An 18418-nucleotide genomic window follows, 5' to 3' on the forward strand; every position below is an offset into this window, starting at 1 on the left:
ATAAATTTGTTGATGACTGGATTTTGATTAAAAACGTTTTTATACCATCCTTTTTTGATTTTCAGCATGAGTGATGCCTTCTTTAATAAAATTAAACAGGCCCACATTTAATTCCTGCTGTTTAAGTTACATAATCTTTACTTATTATGAAAAAATTAACCTGATATCTTTATCGCAGTGATGTGCTTTATTTAATCATTGCTTCATGCTATAATTCAATCATTCATTAAATAATAACTAATTCTATTTTGACATTATTCGCATAAATTTTGATACAATACCACAGGCTATAAAACTATATCCTATATTTATTAAAAATCTCTGAACCAAATAAATGAAAACAACTTTTACCCTACTGTTATCTGCCCTTGCATTTGTATTTATATCGGCAACCACATTAAACAAAAACATTTACGAGAGCAAGGCTTTCGAATTTTTCACCAAATCTAAAATAGACACACCAGATCAAGATCGTTTTGTAAAAGTTACCCTTGCGCAGGGAGAATTTACAGAGCCTACCGAAATGACCATCCTCCCTAACCTGGATATTTTGGTAGCACAGCGCAGAGGAGAAGTGTTGATTTATAAAAACCAGACTAAAAAAATTAAGGAGGCGGGTAAACTCGATGTTTATTTTAAAACCTCTGTACCCGATGTGAATGCTGAAGAAGGTTTACTGGGTATGGCTGCAGATCCGAAATTTGCAGTTAATCAATATATCTATCTTTTCTATAGTCCGTTTGATAAATCGGTAAATCGATTATCCAGATTTAAATTGATTAACGATCAGATTGTAAAAGAATCAGAAAAAATCATTTTAGAATTTTATTCTCAACGCGAAATCTGCTGCCATACCGGAGGATCTATTGCTTTTGGATCGGATAATTTATTGTATGTTTCAACAGGTGACAACTCTACTCCTTTTGATGTACCCAAACAACAATATGTGAACAAAGGTTATGCCCCGCTCGACAACAGAAAAGGTTTAGAACAATATGATGCCAGAAGATCGGCCGGAAATACTAACGATTTAAGAGGCAAAATTTTAAGGATCAAAGTAAATGAAGACGGCACTTACAGCATACCTGATGGCAACCTTTTTTCTAAAAACGATCCAAAAGCCAGACCAGAAATTTATGTAATGGGCAATAGAAACCCTTACCGCATTTCGGTAGATCAAAAAAACAACTTTTTGTACTGGGGAGAAGTTGGTCCTGATGCCAGTAATGATGACGCTTTAAGAGGTCCGAGGGGTTATGACGAAGTTAACCAGGCTCGTAAAGCAGGTAATTTTGGCTGGCCATTATTCGTTGGTGATAACTATGCATATAAAGCTTACGATTATACCAACGGCGCCAACGGGAATGCATTTGATCCTGAATCGCCTATTAATAACTCGCCAAACAATACCGGTTTGGAAAAACTTCCGGCGGCACAACCGGCATTTATCTGGTATCCTTATGGTGCATCGAAAGAGTTTCCACAGGTGGGGGCAGGTGGCCGTACAGCAATGGCTGGTCCGGTATATTATGCTACAGCAAACTCACCCTACCCGGCTTATTATAACGGCAAGCTGATTATTTATGAATGGGTACGTGGATGGGTTAAAGCGGTAACCATGAATGAACAGGGCGATTACCTGAGCATGGAGCCCTTTATGGCTAAAGTTTCTTTAGCAGCACCTATTGATATGGAATTGGGACCTGATGGAAAAATATATGTCCTTGAATACGGTAAAGGCTGGTTCACCAAAAATCCTGATGCTGCCATTACCCGAATCGATTACCTGAAAGGTAACCGCCCGCCAACAGTTGAAGACCTAAATATTGCAAAAACAAGTGGCCTGCTTCCCTATAAGATGACAGCAACAGTTACCGCTAAAGATCCTGACGGAGATGCTTTAACTTATATCTGGAACCTGGGCAAAGGAGTAACCAAAACAACCACCACACCAAGCATACAGCATACCTATGCTAAAGCAGGCGAATATCCGGTAAGTGTTACCGTGATGGATAAAAGTAAAGCTTCAGCAAAAAGCCAGGTAATTCCGGTTTTTGCAGGCAACGAACACCCTAATGTGAATATAGATTTAGCCGGTAATAAAAGCTTTTATTTCCCCAATAAACCCGTTGATTACAAGGTTTTAGTGAGCGATAAGGGTGCAAAAGTAAATAACAGCCGCATTTATATTTCCAATACCTATACCGAAGGAAGCGATTTAGCGGGAGCGCAATTGGGCCATCAGCAGGCAGCACAAACCCTTGTGGGTAAAACCATAATGTTAAAATCTGATTGCAGCACCTGCCACAAAGAAGCTGCTGTTTCCATCGGACCTGCGTTTAACAAAATTGCCGCAAAATATAAAAACGACAGCAAAGCGGTTGATTACCTGGCTTCGAAAGTGATTGCGGGCAGCCATGGTGTATGGGGAGAAGTACCCATGCCGGCACATACCACGATGAAAGAGGCTGAAGTGAAAAAAATTACAGAGTGGATTATGACTTTGGGTAACAAGGAAGCTGTTAAGGCATCACTTCCAACTTCTGGCAAAATTGTTCCGCCAGCAGCTACCGATAAAAAGAAATCGGTACTTACCTTAAAGGCAACTTATACCGATGCAGGTGCTGCAGGTTTAAAACCTTTAACCACAACCAATCTCATTAACCTTAAAAGCAGCATAATTGATGCAGACGACATTAAAGATTTTGGAGGTTTTCAGCGAAAAGATGTTTTTGGCGGAGAAAAACTGGTATTAACGAAGGATAATGGCTGGTTAGCCCTCAAAAATATCGACTTAACGGGTATTTCAGGCTTTGGTTTCTCATTCTTAAACCTTGATCCGGGTGCTGATGGTGAGATCGAAATTAGGTTGGATGACAGCAAAGGCATTATGATCGGAAAATCTACTTTTAGAAAAAGTATACCAATCAACATGCTTTCGGATGGAAAATTTCATTCCATTTATTTTGTGTTCAAAGAGTTAAAAACAAGTGATAAAAAAAACAGGCCAATTATTCAATCGATAACGGTAGAGCCTAAATAATATAAATCATTATGGAGTTGTTGTCAGTCTGAGCTTGTCGAAGACCTTTTGATAACGAAAACAAAAAAACATTTGTCCTTCTACAGGCACAGGATGACAATGTTTTTTGTTTTCTCCTTAATTTAACAACATTGGCAGGGAATCTTAAGATAAAAAAAACACTAAAGCATTAAGGTTCCCAATCCAGTTGGGAATGATGATATCGCAAATTATGAAGCCCGAAACTTATCGACTATAGGTTTCGGGTTTTTTATTGTAAAAAAACCTGATTTAATACCCTTCATTAAATCAGCAATAATATCTTTGCAGCAAATCAAGATGATTTCCATTTCCATGCAAAACATTAAAAACATTATTTTCGATTACGGAAACGTAATATTTGATATCGATTTCAGAATTGCTCAGGCATCTTTTCAAAAATTGGGCATCACCGATATTGAGAATTTCTTTGCCCATAAAGCACACAATCAATTATTTGATGATTTTGAAACCGGGGCAATTTCTCCTGCCGAATTTAGGACTGGAATTAGAAGGGCGGCAGGAAAACCTGAATTAACCGATCAGCAGATTGATGAGGCATGGAACAGTTTATTAATTGGCACCATTCAGGAAAACCACGATTTACTGCTTGAAGTAAAAGAAAAATACCGTACTTTTTTGTTAAGCAACAACAACGAAATCCACTACGACTGGATCATTGATTACCTGAAAGCAACTTTCCAGATCAATAATTACGACGCTTATTTTGAGAAAGCCTATTTCTCTCAGCACATGAAACTGCGCAAGCCCAATACCAATATTTTTGAGCAGGTATTAAAAGAAAACAACCTAAACCCGGCCGAAACCTTATTTATAGACGATAGTCCGCAACATATTGAAGGTGCTAAAAAAGTAGGTTTAAATACCTTATTAATGACCGAAAAACCTGCTCAGCTAGGTGCCTTTTTAAAAGCAAACGGAATTTTGTAAATTAGTATATGTCAGAAAAAAAGTTTAAGTCGCTAAAAGAGTTCTATCCTTTTTACTTGTCAGAACATACCAATACCACCTCGCGTATTTTACATTTTATCGGGACCGGATTGGTTTGTCTTGCCTTTTTTACTGGTTTTCTTTTTCACAACTGGCATTTCTTTCTCGCCATACCTGTATTGGGATATGGTTTTGCATGGGTTGGACATTTCTTTTTCGAGAAAAATAAACCCGCCACCTTTCAATATCCCGGCTATAGCTTAGTGAGCGATTTTATTTTGTTCTACGACCTCTTAACTGGCAAACAATCTTTTGTGGTGAAGAAATAGTTAGTAGTTTTCAATTGACAATTTTCAGTTCGCAGCATCTATTGACTACCCTGGCCTGGAGTGAAAGAGAACCTGGGAAGTTTAAGCCATAGATTTCAAAATCTACTACCGCACCACCTAAACTCGATTGAAGCGGCATCCTTTTTGGCTGTCACCCTGAGCGAAGTCGAAGGGCAGCCAAAAAGATATAGCGCAAAGCGAGACTGTACGTCCCGAAGAACTACTGCATGCTCATTTTCAAAAAAAATAATGGATTAATAAGATGCTGAACTAAATTACCTTCGGTGAGCTCGCTTAAGGCTCGGTTTACTTCGTAGCTTTCCACTTCGTTACAGGTCAGCATGACGATACGAAAATAAAAAACAGCTGGCAATTTCCAGTCAGCAGTTTCTATTACCGCCCAAAACTGAAAATTTCCAACTGTTAACTGAAAACCGAACTACAGTTTCCTTCTTTTTAGTTCTCTTTCAATCAAACCTAATTCACGGCCTGTTTGTCCGGCAACAGATGTATTTTCTTGTGCCCTTCTGAACAAATAAGGCATTACCGCTTTAATCGGTCCATAAGGAACATATTTGGCTACATTATAATTCGAATCGGCAAGGTTAAAGCTTAAGTTATCGCTCATCCCCAACAACTGGGCAAAATATACATGCGGGTGATTGTGTGTAATATTCTTTTCCTCTAAAAGGTATGTCAATAAACGGCTGCTATCTTCATTGTGCGTTCCGGCCACAATGGCAATTTCTTCAATATGATCTACACAATAACGCAAAGACTCATTGTAATCACGGTCTGAAGCTGCTTTATCTGGCTGAATTGGCGAAGGATAACCCATTTCTGCTGCGCGTTTACGTTCTTTTTCCATGTAGGCCCCACGAACCATTTTCACCCCCAGAATAAATCCATCTGCTTTAGCAATTAAATGATCGGCTTTCATATCGGCTAACTTATCATGACGGTACATTTGATAGGTATTGTAAACAATAATGCGTTCACGGTTAAATTTACGCATCATATCCAGGGCCAATTCATCAATTGTATCCTGAATCCAGGTTTCTTCCGCATCAATCATAATGGGTACGCCTTTATCGAAGGCTGTCTGACAAATCTTCTCACAACGTTGTTTCACCTTTTCGTACTCAGCTTTTTCGCTGGCATTTAAGGTTTCTTTAGCATCCAGTTTCTGCAATAAGGCAAAACGACCAATTCCGGTGATTTTGAAAACAGTAATCGGGATTTTGACATCGCCATCAGCGCGCACAATGGTGCGGATAATTTCGGCGCAGGTTTCATCAAAAACCTGCTCTTCTTCTTCTCCTTCTACCGAATAATCTAAAATGGTACCTACACCACCTTTATGTAGTTGTTCAATAGCTTTATCACATTCAGCAATGGTTTCGCCACCACAAAATTGCTGGAAGATAGTTGCTTTTATTGCGCCCTGAATGGGTAAACCGATATTTAAAAAGAAATTGGTAATGGCAGGACCAACTTTGGTGAGAAAATTACTGCCAATCATTTTAAAAAGCCAGTAAGCTTTTTTTAGTTCGCCGTTTGTTTTTTGTCGGAAAGCGACTTCCGTATTATCGAAATTTGGTTGCTTGTTGGGGGATAAATCCATTTTTTATCTATAATTAAGTCAGATTGGTGCAAAATTATAAAAAGCATTGATTGTTAAAACTAAAAACCTCTAAATAATCGTATTTTTGCAGAAAATGATACAATTCAAATTAGAAGGCGAATTTATTCCACTCATCCAGCTGTTAAAAGCAAGCGGATTGGTTGGCAGTGGCGGCGATGCCCAAACCGTTGTTGAAGATGGTTTAGTAAAAACTAACGGCGAGGTCGAATTCCGCAAACGTTATAAGGTTAGGGTTGGCGATATTATTACTTTTGGCGAAAACAAAATAGAAGTTATTTAATGAAACCACTAACCAGCGCAGGTCACACCCTATATTTCGAAAGTAGTTTAACCGCACTAAAAACACTTTTAGAAAGCAACAAATACAGTAAAGTTTTTGTACTTGCTGATGAGCATACCAGCGAAATCTGTTTACCGCTTTTTCAGTCGCTTTTAGATGATTTTTCTGAATTTGACCTGATCGAAACTTCGGCAGGTGAAGAAAACAAGAATATTGATTTCTGTATAGGCATCTGGAAAACGCTTTTAGATTTTGAGGCCGACCGCAAAAGTTTAATGATTAATTTAGGTGGCGGTGTAATTACCGATATGGGCGGATTTATTGCCTCTACCTACAAAAGAGGTATCGATTTTATCAATGTACCTACTACCCTTTTATCGCAGGTTGATGCTTCGGTAGGTGGTAAAACAGGAATTGACATCGACAATGTAAAAAACATGGTGGGTACTTTTACCTTACCACAAATGGTTTTTATCGAAACCGCATTCTTAAAAACATTGCCACAACGCGAGCTTTTATCGGGCTTTGCCGAAATGATTAAACATGGCTTGATTTATGATAAGCCCTATTACGAAAAGTTAAAAGAAAGCAACTACTTAACCCCTTCTGCTGAAGATATTTACCGCTCAGTAGAAATTAAAAACGAAGTGGTAACCATCGATCCGCACGAGAAAAACCTGCGTAAGATTTTAAACTTCGGCCATACCATTGGGCATGCCGTTGAAGGTTATTCTTTGGCTAATGACGAAAATCCGCTAACGCACGGTGAAGCCATTGCTATCGGTTTTGTTTGTGAAGCTGCATTATCGATCAAAAACAGTACGTTAACACAAGCGGAACTGAAAGATATTAGTGAATATATTTTATCCTTATATCCTAAATACCACATCAAAAAAGAAAGCTTTGACATGCTTTTAGAATTGATGCAGAGTGATAAAAAGAATGAAGATGGAAACATTCTCTTTTCACTTTTAGAAACAACAGGCAAATGCACGTTTAACTGCCGTGTAAGCACTGCCGATATTTTGAGCAGTTTAGATTATTATAATAGTTTATAAAATGAAATTTACAGGAAGTGATATTTCTGTTGTTGGCCTGTTTGGTTTTGTAATCGTTTTAACCCTGGTTGAAATGTATTTCAGCTATGTGCACGACAGAAAATTATATACTAAACGCGATACCTGGACCAATATCTACCTGATGACGGCCGCTATTGTGATTAATTTAGCCACAAAAACAGGCACTTTTTTTCTATTGCAGTACTGTTATCAATTCCGTTTGTTCCAAATTCCTAATATTTGGCTTTACTGGTTTGTTTTGATTTTAGCGCAAGACTTCCTGTACTGGTTTTTGCATACGGTTGGTCATTATGTACGCTTTTTCTGGGCCATGCATGTTACACACCACTCATCTGAACATTTTAATTTAACCACTGGTTTCCGTTCAACTGTTTTCGAGCCATTGTACCGTGTTTTCTTTTATTTGCCACTGGCATTTATGGGTTTCACCGCGGTTGACATTCTTTTTGCTTACCTGGTGACCCAAATTTATGGTAACCTGGTGCATACGCAGTACAACATTAAACTTCCGAAATGGTACGGATATATTTTCGTTACCCCATCACATCACCGGGTGCACCACGCCAGCAATGTACGTTACCTTGACAAAAACATGGGTATGGTTTTAATCCTTTGGGATAGGTGGTTCGGCACTTTCCAGGAGGAGTTACCTGAAGATGTGGTGAAGTACGGCTTAACTACCCAGCCTGAAGATACGGGTGCGGTTAACATTATTTTCCATGAGTTTGTTGCATTAAGTGCCGATGTTAAAAAAGCACCAACTTTTATAGATAAAGTGAAATACATTTTCAATCCGCCGGGTTGGAGCCATGATGGAAGCACCAAAATTGCTAAAATTATGCAACGGGAATTACGTGAAGAGGAAGAGAAAAGGTATGAAGCATTACAACAGAATAAAGTAAAAGGACTCAACGACCGCGGAGAGTTAAGTTCTACCGGATAAAAAAAAATCTAAAGGTCTGTGGCTCCACAGGCCTTTTTTGTTAACATCATTTCTTTGTTTTTTGCCTCGGATGCACGGAAAAACACGGATGACCTTTAAGCACGCTAAAGTGCTGTGATTCTGAGGAGTAATCAATTTTATACAGATAAATATAAATGACATTTAAATATCAGCAGGTATATAATTCCCCTCTTTTAGAGGGGTGTCCGCAGGACGGGGTGTTCTATTTGCCCTAGCCAGACAGGCCTCTTTCTTTTTTTAATCGGTTGCAGATGCTGAACGGCAAGGCATCCAATCTGTGATTAATGTTCTCACTTATGCATAACTTTAATTCGATATTTAGCATATTGCAGTAAATTATCGTCATGAAAAAACTAATGCTCTCGCTCCTCTCCATTTTCTTTCTCACACTCAGTGTTAAATCGCAGCAAATTAATAACATCAGGTATTTTGATATAGATAGTAAGGAAATCAGTAAATCAATCTTCGAAGAAAAACGGGCAACCCATGCTGTGCTGGATATCCCTGGTGATTCAGTAAACTATCGTAAATTAATTAAAAGAGAAGAGCAGGGAAAAATCGGCAACCGTAAAGAACTCATTGCCCTGCTCGAAAATGCTTCGCATAAAAAGATCGACACTTTACAACAGATCGTCATCATCTATTATCCCGGACCGGATCCCTGCAATGCTAACGGCAATACCAGCTTCATCACATCAGCCTACAAGGAGATTGAAAAAGGCGTTAGAGACATCGCAAATGCCAAAACACTTTATATTTATAAGGACGCTACAGGCCTTGAGAAATATAAAAATGCCATCCCATGGATTAAAGATCCGGAACAAATTGTAGAAAAGACATTTTTTAAACACCCCTATCCTTGTAGCAGCTTTACCGTTATTTCGAAAGACGGCAGCTATTTCAGTTATTTTGGAGAATTTTATAGCGGTTTTGTGCTGGAAATCTCAAAAAAAATGCGGTAAATAATCTCGGTCTTTACATGATTGATAAATTCGATGCCTTAAGCACAAAGCACCTTTAACCATATAAAAATCCGTTTTTCAACCGTTTTAATCAACAAAAAGACCTATTAAGAATCCAGTTCATTTTAAACAAAATTAAATTTTATTAAAAATATTTTCAATTTCCTATTGACAAATAAAATTTTGTTGCTACATTTGGCTCAACAAAAAAAAGAGATGCAAATTACAAACACATATTACTTTGGTTACTTTTACTATTTTAGTAAGAGCCGGGGCTAATATGCAAAAAGATATATAACAATATTAAAATGTATAAAAAAGTCCCGGCAAACAGCCGGGACTTTTTTGTTTTAACGCAAAAATGGAAACGACAAAACGAGTAGCAATTCAGGGTATTAAAGCATCTTTTCACGAAGAAGCCGCATACAAATTCTTTGGTAAAGACATTGAGACTGTTGAGTGTAATTCTTTTAAAGAAACCTGCGACAAGCTAGAGAAAAACGATGCCGATTTCGTAGTAATGGCTATCGAAAACTCTATCGCCGGCAGTTTATTGCCAAACTATACACTGATCCGTGATTTTGGTTTTTCGGTTGTGGGCGAGGTTTACTTACCTATTCAGTTGCACTTAATGGCGTTACCAGGCGTAAAATTTGAGGATATTAAAGTAGTTACTTCCCATCCCATTGCCATCCGCCAGTGTATCGATTTCTTTTACGATTATCCACACATTAAAATTGTAGAAAGCAATGATACTGCTGCCTGCGCCAAACGGATTCAGGAAGAGCAATTAACCGATACCATGGCCATTGCAAACAGTTTAGCTGCAGAACTTTACAGCCTGAACATTTTAGAACGCCGCGTAGAATCGAACAAAAAAAATTACACCCGTTTTCTAATCCTTAAAAAAGATAAAACAGACGAAGGAAAGAAAATAAACAAAGCATCAATCTGTTTTCAGGTTGGACACAAAGCCGGCTCGCTGGCCACGGTGTTAAATATCTTCGCAGAACAGGATGTAAGCTTAACAAAAATACAATCTATGCCGGTTTTAGGTAAGAGAAATGAGTATTACTTTTACGTCGATTTAGAATGGCCAAGTACTGAAAAATACGATAAAGCCATTAGAAAAGCATTAAAATATACATCGAACTTCAACATATTAGGAGAATATCAGAAGAACGATAAAGTATAAAAAGTCGGGAGTCCGAAGTCAGGAGTCCGCAGACAAAGTGAACATTCAAACTTGTAATAATAAAATAATTAAAATATAACTCCGGACTGCCGACTAGGAACTCCGGACTTTAAACAACCCCATCATCATGAAACTTAATTTAAACATCCAACCCTTAAACACCTGGTTAAACGTAAACAACGAACCATTAATCATTTCTGGTCCTTGTAGCGCAGAAACTGAAGAACAATTATTAACTACAGCGCATTTATTGGCTGCTACCGGTAAAGTATCGGTATTGAGAGCTGGTATCTGGAAGCCACGTACCCGTCCGGGAGAATTTGAAGGTATCGGAAGTATCGGTTTAGAGTGGTTAAAACGTGCTAAAGCAGAAACTGGTTTACCAACAGCTGTTGAGGTTGCAAATGCAAAACACGTTGAAGAGGCTTTGGCAGCGGGTGTTGATATCCTTTGGATTGGTGCACGTTCTACTGTAAATCCTTTCACTGTTCAGGAGATTGCTGATGCTTTAAAAGGCCATGATGTTCCGGTATTGATCAAAAACCCGGTTAACCCTGATCTACAATTATGGATTGGTGCAATTGAGCGTATTAATGGTGCAGGAATTACTAAAATCGGTGCTATTCACCGTGGTTTCTCTTCATTCGAGAAAAGTTCTTTCCGTAACGAACCAATGTGGGAACTTGCTATCCAGTTAAAAACACTTTGCCCAGAATTACCAATCATCAATGATCCAAGTCACATTTGCGGTAACCGTGAGTTAATCCCTTACATTTCTCAAAAAGCATTAGATTTAGATATGCAAGGTTTAATGATCGAATCTCACGTAGATCCTTCAGTTGCCTGGACAGATGCTAAACAACAAGTTACTCCAGCGGCTTTAGCTGAATTGGTTGATCGTTTAACTGTTCGTGAGCCAGAAGCACCAAACGAAGCTTTTGCTGATAAATTAGCTGATTTACGTAAATCAATTGATAAAATTGATGATGTATTATTGCAAAAACTAGGCGAACGTATGGCTATTGTAGAGAAAATTGGTGAATTTAAACGCGATAACCAGGTAACTATTTTACAGGTTAACCGTTGGGATGCCATCATTAAAAAAGGTCATGCTTTTGCAAAAGCTTTAAAATTAGACTTAAACTTTACCGAGAAATTCTTAGAATTGGTGCACGGTGAATCGATCCGTAAGCAAACTGAAATTATGAATGCCGGCAAAGCTGAACAAGGCATTGCTGCTGAGCAACATACTGAAGTTAAAGCATAATAAAGGTTTAAGGGTTGAGGGTTTAGGGTAAAACCATATGCTTAACCCAAACTTGAAAACTGAAAGACGAAAGCTTAAAGCCAAGTTTAACAGTGGTGTCATGCTGAGCCTGTCGAAGGATTTATGATAATTTTCGGCAAACTCAATATGATATAAAAAACAAATATAATGTGGTGTCAGATGTTTCATCTGACACTTACATTTAAGAATAAAAACAGAATAAAATGTCGAAAAACGCCTTAGTTTCTTTTAAAGGAACCAAGAATATTAATACGGAAATCCAATTAACGGGCTCGAAAAGCGAATGCAACAGGGCTTTAATTATTAGCGCTTTAAGCAAGAAACTGGTTAAAGTTGAAAACCTTTCCAATGCTGCCGATACGGTAACCTTAAATGGCATTCTGAATAATCTTGAAGAAGAGTTAGAAGTAGAAATCCAGGAATCAAAAACAGTTGATGTTGGCCCTGCCGGAACCGCTATGCGTTTCTTATCGGCTTATCTTTCAGCTAAAAACGGCAATTTCTTACTTACCGGTACCGAGCGGATGAAACAACGTCCTATTGGTATTTTGGCAGAAGCCTTAAAAACAATCGGAGCTGATATTTCTTATGCAGAAGCCGAAGGTTTCCCACCATTGAATATTGTTGGCCCTTTAAATCAAAAAACTGCTGAAGTTAAAATTAAAGGCGATATCAGCAGTCAATATATTTCGGCTTTGCTGATGATTGCTCCTATCCTACCTCAGGGTTTAACTTTAGAAATTGAAGGCGAGCTCACTTCTAAACCATATGTAGATATGACTTTAGATATGTTGGCTGAAGTTGGCATTGCACATTCCTGGAATGGAAATTCAATCTCCATTAAACCACAGGCTTTTAAACCCGGCACCTTGGTTGTAGAACCCGACTGGAGTGCAGCATCGTATTGGTACAGCATTGCAGCTTTAGCTGATGAAGCAGAAATTAGTTTACCTGCTTTAAAAGAGAAAAGTTTGCAGGGTGATAGCCAGATCAAAAATATCATGAAGATTTTTGGCATTGCAACCAGCAAAACCGATAATGGAATTGCGATTAGCAACTTAGGCCTTTCTTTAGATACAAAAGAAGTTTTAGACTTAAAAACCTGTCCTGATTTAGCACAAACTATTGTCGTTATTGCGGCAGCTTTGGGTAAAAACATGGCTTTTACAGGTTTAGAAACCTTAAAAATTAAAGAAACAGACCGTATTGCAGCCCTTCAGAACGAATTGGCCAAAATAGGTGTGACATTAACGGAAGACAACCTGGTGTATACACTAAACACTGACAATCTTCATTTCCCGGATAAAATTACGATTGCAACCTACGAGGACCACCGTATGGCAATGGCTTTTGCACCGCTTGCACTATTGATTAACGAAGTTGAAATTGAAGAAATGCAGGTCGTAGAAAAATCTTATCCGTATTATTGGGAAGATTTGAAAAAGGCGGGATTTGAGGTGAGAGAGATATGAGACACGAGATTTGAGACACTAGAAGTGAGACTCAAGAAATAAAACAACAATAATAATCTAACCAGATTTGGGTGCAATTTGAGGAGAAAATTCTCAAATTTAATAGCTCAAATCTGACATATAAAAACAATGAAGTTCAGATATGATAAAAGGAATAATACTCAAATCTAGTATCTAGCTTCTCACATCTAAACAAATATGGCAGGCAACTCATTCGGACAACTATTTCGCATCACCACTTTTGGCGAATCTCATGGCGTAGCCATTGGGGTAATTATTGATGGCTGTCCGGCGCAATTGGATATCGACATGGATTTTATCCAATCAGAACTGGATAAACGTAAACCGGGTCAATCCAAAATTACCACGCAAAGAAAAGAAAGCGATACCGTTCAGATTTTATCGGGTGTGTTTGAAGGAAAAAGTACAGGTACGCCTATTGCACTTTTAATTCCGAACGAAGATCAACGGTCAAAAGATTACGGTCATAATGTTGATGTTTACCGTCCCAGCCATGCCGATTATGTTTATGATGCGAAATATGGTATCCGCGATCACCGTGGCGGAGGTCGTTCTTCAGCCCGCGAAACAGCTGCCCGTGTAGCCGCCGGAGCAATTGCCAAGCTATTTTTAAAGCAGCAGGGCATTGAAATTTTTGCACATGTAACTTCAGTAGGTACCATAGAAGCGCCTAATTTAGAAAGTAATGATTTATCAGCTTTGCTGCAAATCAGGGAAGAAAATATTGTACGTTGTGCTGATCCTGCAACGGCACACGAAATGATTGAATTTATCGATTCGGTTCGTAAAGATGGTGATACCGTTGGCGGAAAAATTGGCTGTGTAGTAAAAGGTTGCCCTGCGGGTTTAGGCGAGCCTGTTTTTGATAAATTACATGCCGATTTAGGTAAAGCCATGCTCAGCATTAATGCGGTTCATGGTTTCGAATATGGCTCAGGCTTTGCGGGAAGCGAATTAAGAGGATCGCAGCACAATGATATTCCTCAGCCAAAAGCTGCCGATTCGAAAGTTTTTAAAACCACCACCAATTATGCCGGTGGTATTTTAGGCGGCATTTCTAACGGAATGGATATTACCTTCAAGGTAGCTTTTAAACCTGTTGCCACCATTATGCACAACCAACAAACCATCAATGCAGCTGGTGAAGCCTCAGAGATTAAAGGAAAAGGCCGACATGATCCTTGTGTGGTACCCAGAGCGGTAGTTATTGTTGAGGCCATGGCAGCACTTGTTTTAGCCGATCAGTTTTTAAGAAACAAAGCCAGCATTATTTAATTTGCATTAATGAGAATTATTACCTTCTTATTGTTATTAATCAGCATGAATAGCTTTGCACAAAGTTATGCTGAACAGATCGCAAAACATCGTGAAGCCTATAAACAGGATTTCATAAAAGACGACCGGTCTCCACTGAAGAAAAACGACCTGCAAAACCTCCACTTTTATGAGGTAGACAGTGCCTATAAAGTTTTGGCTGACGTGGAAATACTGAAGAATGAAAAAGTTTTCAAAATGCCTACTTTTAATGGCTCCAGCAGCGATTACTATAAATATGCACATGTAAATTTCGTTCTGAATGACCAAAAAATTCAAATGACTTTATATCGAAGTGTTGCTTTATCAACCAACCCGGTTTATAAAGATCACCTCTTTCTCCCTTTTACTGACGAGACCAACAATAAGGAAACCTATGGCGGTGGCAGGTACATCGATCTGGACGCAAAAGAAATCATAAACAACCACATCGAAATTGATTTTAATAAAGCCTATAATCCTTATTGTGCCTATAGCGACGGATACCGTTGCCCTGTTCCACCAGAAGAAAACGACTTGCCATTGGCCCTAAAGGCAGGCGAGAAATTATATACTGGTGAAAAGAAACATCAGAAATAAAAGTTAATGTTACGTTTATCCATAAAATGATACCTGGATTGTATTATAATCCACATTTTAACGTAAATTACAAACATTAAGTAATAATAAGTGTTCTCTAAATAAATTATATAACCTATCCCTAAATGACGTACAGCTGTTTAATTGTTGATGATAACGAAATTGAAAGAGATGCCATAGAAATGCACCTCAAAAAAATCCCATCATTAAATATTATTGCTGTCTGTAATAACGGTATAGAAGCTTCTCAAATTTTAACCAGTACCCCGGTAGATATCGTTTATTCTGATATTGATATGCCAGAGCTATCTGGTATGGATTTACTAAAGAGCCTTAAAAAACAGCCGCTATTTATCTTTATCACTTCATTTAGCGAGTATGCCGCAGAAAGCTTTAACCTGGATGCCCTTGACTTTATTGTTAAGCCGGCAACATTCGAACGCATATTAAAAGCTACCAATAAAGCAATTGAATATATTGAATTAAGAAAACAGGTAAATAAACTTCCTGTTGAAAATTTAAACAACGAAGATAAAGACGACGATTACTTCTTTTTTAGGGAAACTAAAGGCATTACCAAACTGAAATATAATGATGTGATTTATATTGAAAGCATGGGTGATTTTTCGAAGCTGTTTACCAGTATTGATAAACATGTGATTTTGGTCAGCCTAAAAAATTTAGAAAAACAATTGCCTTCGAAAATTTTTTCAAGGGTACACAAACAGTATATCATTAACATTAACCATATTGTAACCTTAACCAATCACGAGGTTCATTTAGATCATAACTTCCTGGTTCCAATAAGTGCTTCAAACCGTCAGGAATTACTGGAGAAATCTATTGACAAGAAAATTCTGTCGAGATTTTTAAAATAAGTTATTTTTTCAAAATGATTTTAAAATAACTTCCGCCTGCCGGATTAGTATCGGCACTGATTTTACCGTCCATTAAGCTAATAAACGTTCTACAAAGCAATAAACCTAAACCAGTACCTTTTTCTTTATTGGTACCCAGGGTGCTCACACCAGCCCCCAGATAACCTGCTTTATTAAAATGTTCGACCTGTACGGGCGTTAAACCGATACCCGTATCTGAAATTTTAATTTCCAGCGAATTTCCATTAGAAACTGAATTTATGGTGATGGTGCCACCATTTGGCGTAAACTTAATCGCATTACTAACGATATTTCTAATAACCAGCATAAACATATTCGAATCTGCTTTGCAAAATGTTTTGGCTGGCACTAAATTCTCGATAGCTAAGTGCTTATCATTCGCGTTATCCTGTAAAGAAAGGATTACCTCATTAATCAGCTCATGAACGTCTAATGCTTCTAAATACGGATTAAATCCCTGCATCTGGCTTGCCGCCCAATTGAGGAGGTTCTCCATCATGGTGGAGGTATAGGTGAGGTTATTTTTTAGTGATGCAGCGTATCGGTTTAATTTCTCTTGCTCAATATTGCCACCTTCCAATAACTGCATAAAGGAAATTAAGGAATTAACAGGGGTACGCATATCATGACTCACCACACTAAAAATACGATCCTTAACCTTACTTAACTGCTCTAATTCCCGTTTTTGAGTATTGATAATCTTATTCAGCCTGGTGGTTTTCCGCTGATTAAAAAATATAACAACCGCAATAACCAGAATAAGTGTAGTGGCTATGGTCAGGAATAATTTTACACGTTCATCAAATTTAATTTGCTGTACCTGTTTACTAATCTGTTTATCCTTTATTCCGGCGGCTAACTGTGCTTCGAATTTAGCATTGGCAAATTTGCTATCCTGAGCCAATCGCTGAATATCGAGATCGGCTTTTGCTTTTTGAAAAGTTAACAGATCCAATGCTTTTTCTTTATCGCTCAACACCAATTGCTGCCTTTTTAGTGCAAGTTCCTGTTGTTGCCTTTTTAACTCGCCTTCTGTCAGTTTCTGCTTCAGTAAATAATCGCGCTCTTTAATGCCAAAATCGAGCTGCATCTGCCTCCTGGTAATTTCCTTTTCCTTTTCCTGATCGAAAATCTTATCCCTAACGGCAATATACTGCCTGTAATAGGCTAAGGATTTGTTATAGTCTTTTTGTTTTTCATAGACGGCACTCAGCCCTAAACTCGATTGCTTTTCAATATCCAACAACCTGTTTTCTTCTGCAATTTTTAAGCTGTTATTGAGTAATACGATTGCATTTCCTAAATCATTTTCTTTTTGGTAAAAGTTCCCCAAAGCATATAAACTTGCGGCATAAGCCTCCTTATCTTCGCCCGATTTATTTAGCTCAACCGATTTTTGATATGATTTTAACGCCACATCCTTTTGCCCTATCGAACTGTACAAGTCGGCAAGGTCTCGTTTAACGGTTGCCACTAATCCTACATCTCCAATCGCTTCTGATACCCGTAACGATTTGTTGTAATACTCTAAGGCCAGTTTTATTTTCTGGCCGGGTAATACATTCATCTCCGTTAATTCACGATCTGAAGCCTCAAAATAATTGGTTCCAATCAGGCCATAAACAACGGCTACACCTCTTGTATTTTCGCCTTCCTTAGCAAAAACCTTGAGTGCCATGTTCATGTACACCAGTGCCTGACTCTGATTACCCAGACTCTGATAAATGGCAGAAATATTGGTATAACAACTTGCCATATCGGTTTCGTTGCCCATTTTTTCGTAGATGGCTATTGCTTTTTGGTTAACTTCTAATGATTTGACATAATCAGGAATACTGCCATATAAAGCTCCCAGATTGAGGTAAGTACCGGCTACCATATCCAAATTGCCTATTGAGGAAAACTCAGCAACTGCATTTTGATAGTTTTCTTCTGCCTTTTGATAATCAGACCTGCCATGATACATTAAGCCTCTGCGGTAGTAGGCCATGGCCGAGAATTTTTTTAGGTTTTTCTCATGCGAAAGCTGAATGGTTTTATCTACGTATTCTTCCGCTTTATCTACATTTTTCATCCTCATGTATTGGCGGTAAACTTCCGTCAATATTTTGATTTTGGTAGAGTCTGATTTTAGATTATTATGATTTAAACTTAAAAGGCTATCCAGTTTCTTCTGCGGCGCACTCACCTGGCTAAAGCCGGCTTTGCATAAAAATAAGAAAAAGAGCAACAGCATGCCTTTTTTAAAAAAACACACTTTACTAATGAACTGAGCATTTACAAGATAGCGCTTCATTTGCAGGTCAAACCAATGAATTATTTTTACTACAAAATGAGCATGAAAAATCTTGAAAATGACAGCGTTTCATATCCGGGATG

15 protein-coding genes are annotated in these 18418 nt (G+C 38.1%); 13 read left to right on the forward strand and 2 right to left on the reverse strand.

Going from position 1 to position 18418, the window contains the following annotated elements:
• The first annotated feature begins 334 nt into the window (after positions 1-334).
• From AC04QZ_RS05885 to AC04QZ_RS05895, 3 genes are all read left to right on the forward strand, one after another.
• Positions 335-3043, forward strand: a complete 2709-nt coding sequence (locus AC04QZ_RS05885) for a PQQ-dependent sugar dehydrogenase (protein ID WP_478356969.1) — start codon at positions 335-337, stop codon at positions 3041-3043.
• A 333-nt stretch (positions 3044-3376) separates the two neighbouring features.
• Positions 3377-4012, forward strand: coding sequence for an HAD family hydrolase (locus AC04QZ_RS05890; RefSeq protein ID WP_478356970.1), 636 nt, complete (start codon positions 3377-3379; stop codon positions 4010-4012).
• Positions 4013-4020: 8 nt separating this feature from the next.
• A complete protein-coding gene (locus AC04QZ_RS05895) occupies positions 4021-4341 on the forward strand; it encodes an Mpo1-like protein (RefSeq protein WP_029279495.1) in 321 nt (106 codons plus the stop codon).
• Positions 4342-4780: 439 nt separating this feature from the next.
• On the opposite strand, the gene AC04QZ_RS05900 is transcribed toward AC04QZ_RS05895, so the two are convergent.
• On the reverse strand, positions 4781-5965 hold the full coding sequence (locus AC04QZ_RS05900) for a proline dehydrogenase family protein (protein WP_478356971.1): 1185 nt from the start codon (positions 5963-5965) through the stop codon (positions 4781-4783).
• Positions 5966-6059: 94 nt separating this feature from the next.
• Between AC04QZ_RS05900 and AC04QZ_RS05905 the strand changes: the two genes are divergently transcribed.
• The 10 genes from AC04QZ_RS05905 to AC04QZ_RS05950 all read left to right on the forward strand — a co-directional run bounded on the left by AC04QZ_RS05905 (position 6060) and on the right by AC04QZ_RS05950 (position 16018).
• Positions 6060-6266 (forward strand): RNA-binding S4 domain-containing protein, encoded by a 207-nt coding sequence (locus tag AC04QZ_RS05905; RefSeq protein ID WP_029275915.1) that lies wholly within the window; start codon positions 6060-6062, stop codon positions 6264-6266.
• A complete protein-coding gene (gene aroB, locus AC04QZ_RS05910; RefSeq protein WP_478356972.1) occupies positions 6266-7324 on the forward strand; it encodes a 3-dehydroquinate synthase in 1059 nt (352 codons plus the stop codon). The genes AC04QZ_RS05905 and aroB overlap by 1 nt, the downstream gene beginning before the upstream one ends.
• 1 nt (position 7325) lies before the next feature.
• On the forward strand, positions 7326-8288 hold the full coding sequence (locus tag AC04QZ_RS05915) for a sterol desaturase family protein (RefSeq protein WP_478356973.1): 963 nt from the start codon (positions 7326-7328) through the stop codon (positions 8286-8288).
• 365 nt (positions 8289-8653) lie between these two features.
• Entirely contained in the window at positions 8654-9271 is a 618-nt protein-coding gene (locus tag AC04QZ_RS05920; RefSeq protein WP_478356974.1) for a hypothetical protein, read from the forward strand.
• Between the two features lie 361 nt (positions 9272-9632).
• Positions 9633-10466, forward strand: coding sequence for a prephenate dehydratase (locus AC04QZ_RS05925; protein ID WP_029275918.1), 834 nt, complete (start codon positions 9633-9635; stop codon positions 10464-10466).
• Between the two features lie 127 nt (positions 10467-10593).
• Positions 10594-11733 (forward strand): chorismate mutase, encoded by a 1140-nt coding sequence (locus AC04QZ_RS05930; protein WP_478356975.1) that lies wholly within the window; start codon positions 10594-10596, stop codon positions 11731-11733.
• 224 nt (positions 11734-11957) lie between these two features.
• Positions 11958-13226 carry a 3-phosphoshikimate 1-carboxyvinyltransferase gene (aroA, locus tag AC04QZ_RS05935; RefSeq protein WP_478356976.1) on the forward strand — a complete coding sequence of 423 codons (1269 nt, stop codon included), beginning with the start codon at positions 11958-11960 and terminating at the stop codon, positions 13224-13226.
• Positions 13227-13424: 198 nt separating this feature from the next.
• Positions 13425-14522 carry a chorismate synthase gene (gene aroC, locus AC04QZ_RS05940; RefSeq protein WP_086546826.1) on the forward strand — a complete coding sequence of 366 codons (1098 nt, stop codon included), beginning with the start codon at positions 13425-13427 and terminating at the stop codon, positions 14520-14522.
• A gap of 9 nt (positions 14523-14531) precedes the next feature.
• On the forward strand, positions 14532-15140 hold the full coding sequence (locus AC04QZ_RS05945) for a DUF1684 domain-containing protein (protein WP_478356977.1): 609 nt from the start codon (positions 14532-14534) through the stop codon (positions 15138-15140).
• Between the two features lie 125 nt (positions 15141-15265).
• A complete protein-coding gene (locus AC04QZ_RS05950; protein ID WP_086546828.1) occupies positions 15266-16018 on the forward strand; it encodes a LytR/AlgR family response regulator transcription factor in 753 nt (250 codons plus the stop codon).
• A gap of 1 nt (position 16019) precedes the next feature.
• Here the strand turns inward: AC04QZ_RS05950 and AC04QZ_RS05955 are convergent, their stop codons facing one another.
• The gene (locus AC04QZ_RS05955; protein WP_478356978.1) at positions 16020-18275 is read right to left on the reverse strand and encodes a tetratricopeptide repeat-containing sensor histidine kinase; all 2256 of its coding nucleotides are present in this window, start codon (positions 18273-18275) and stop codon (positions 16020-16022) included.
• Positions 18276-18418: the final 143 nt, after the last annotated feature.

Source organism: Pedobacter folensis (genome assembly GCF_056490665.1).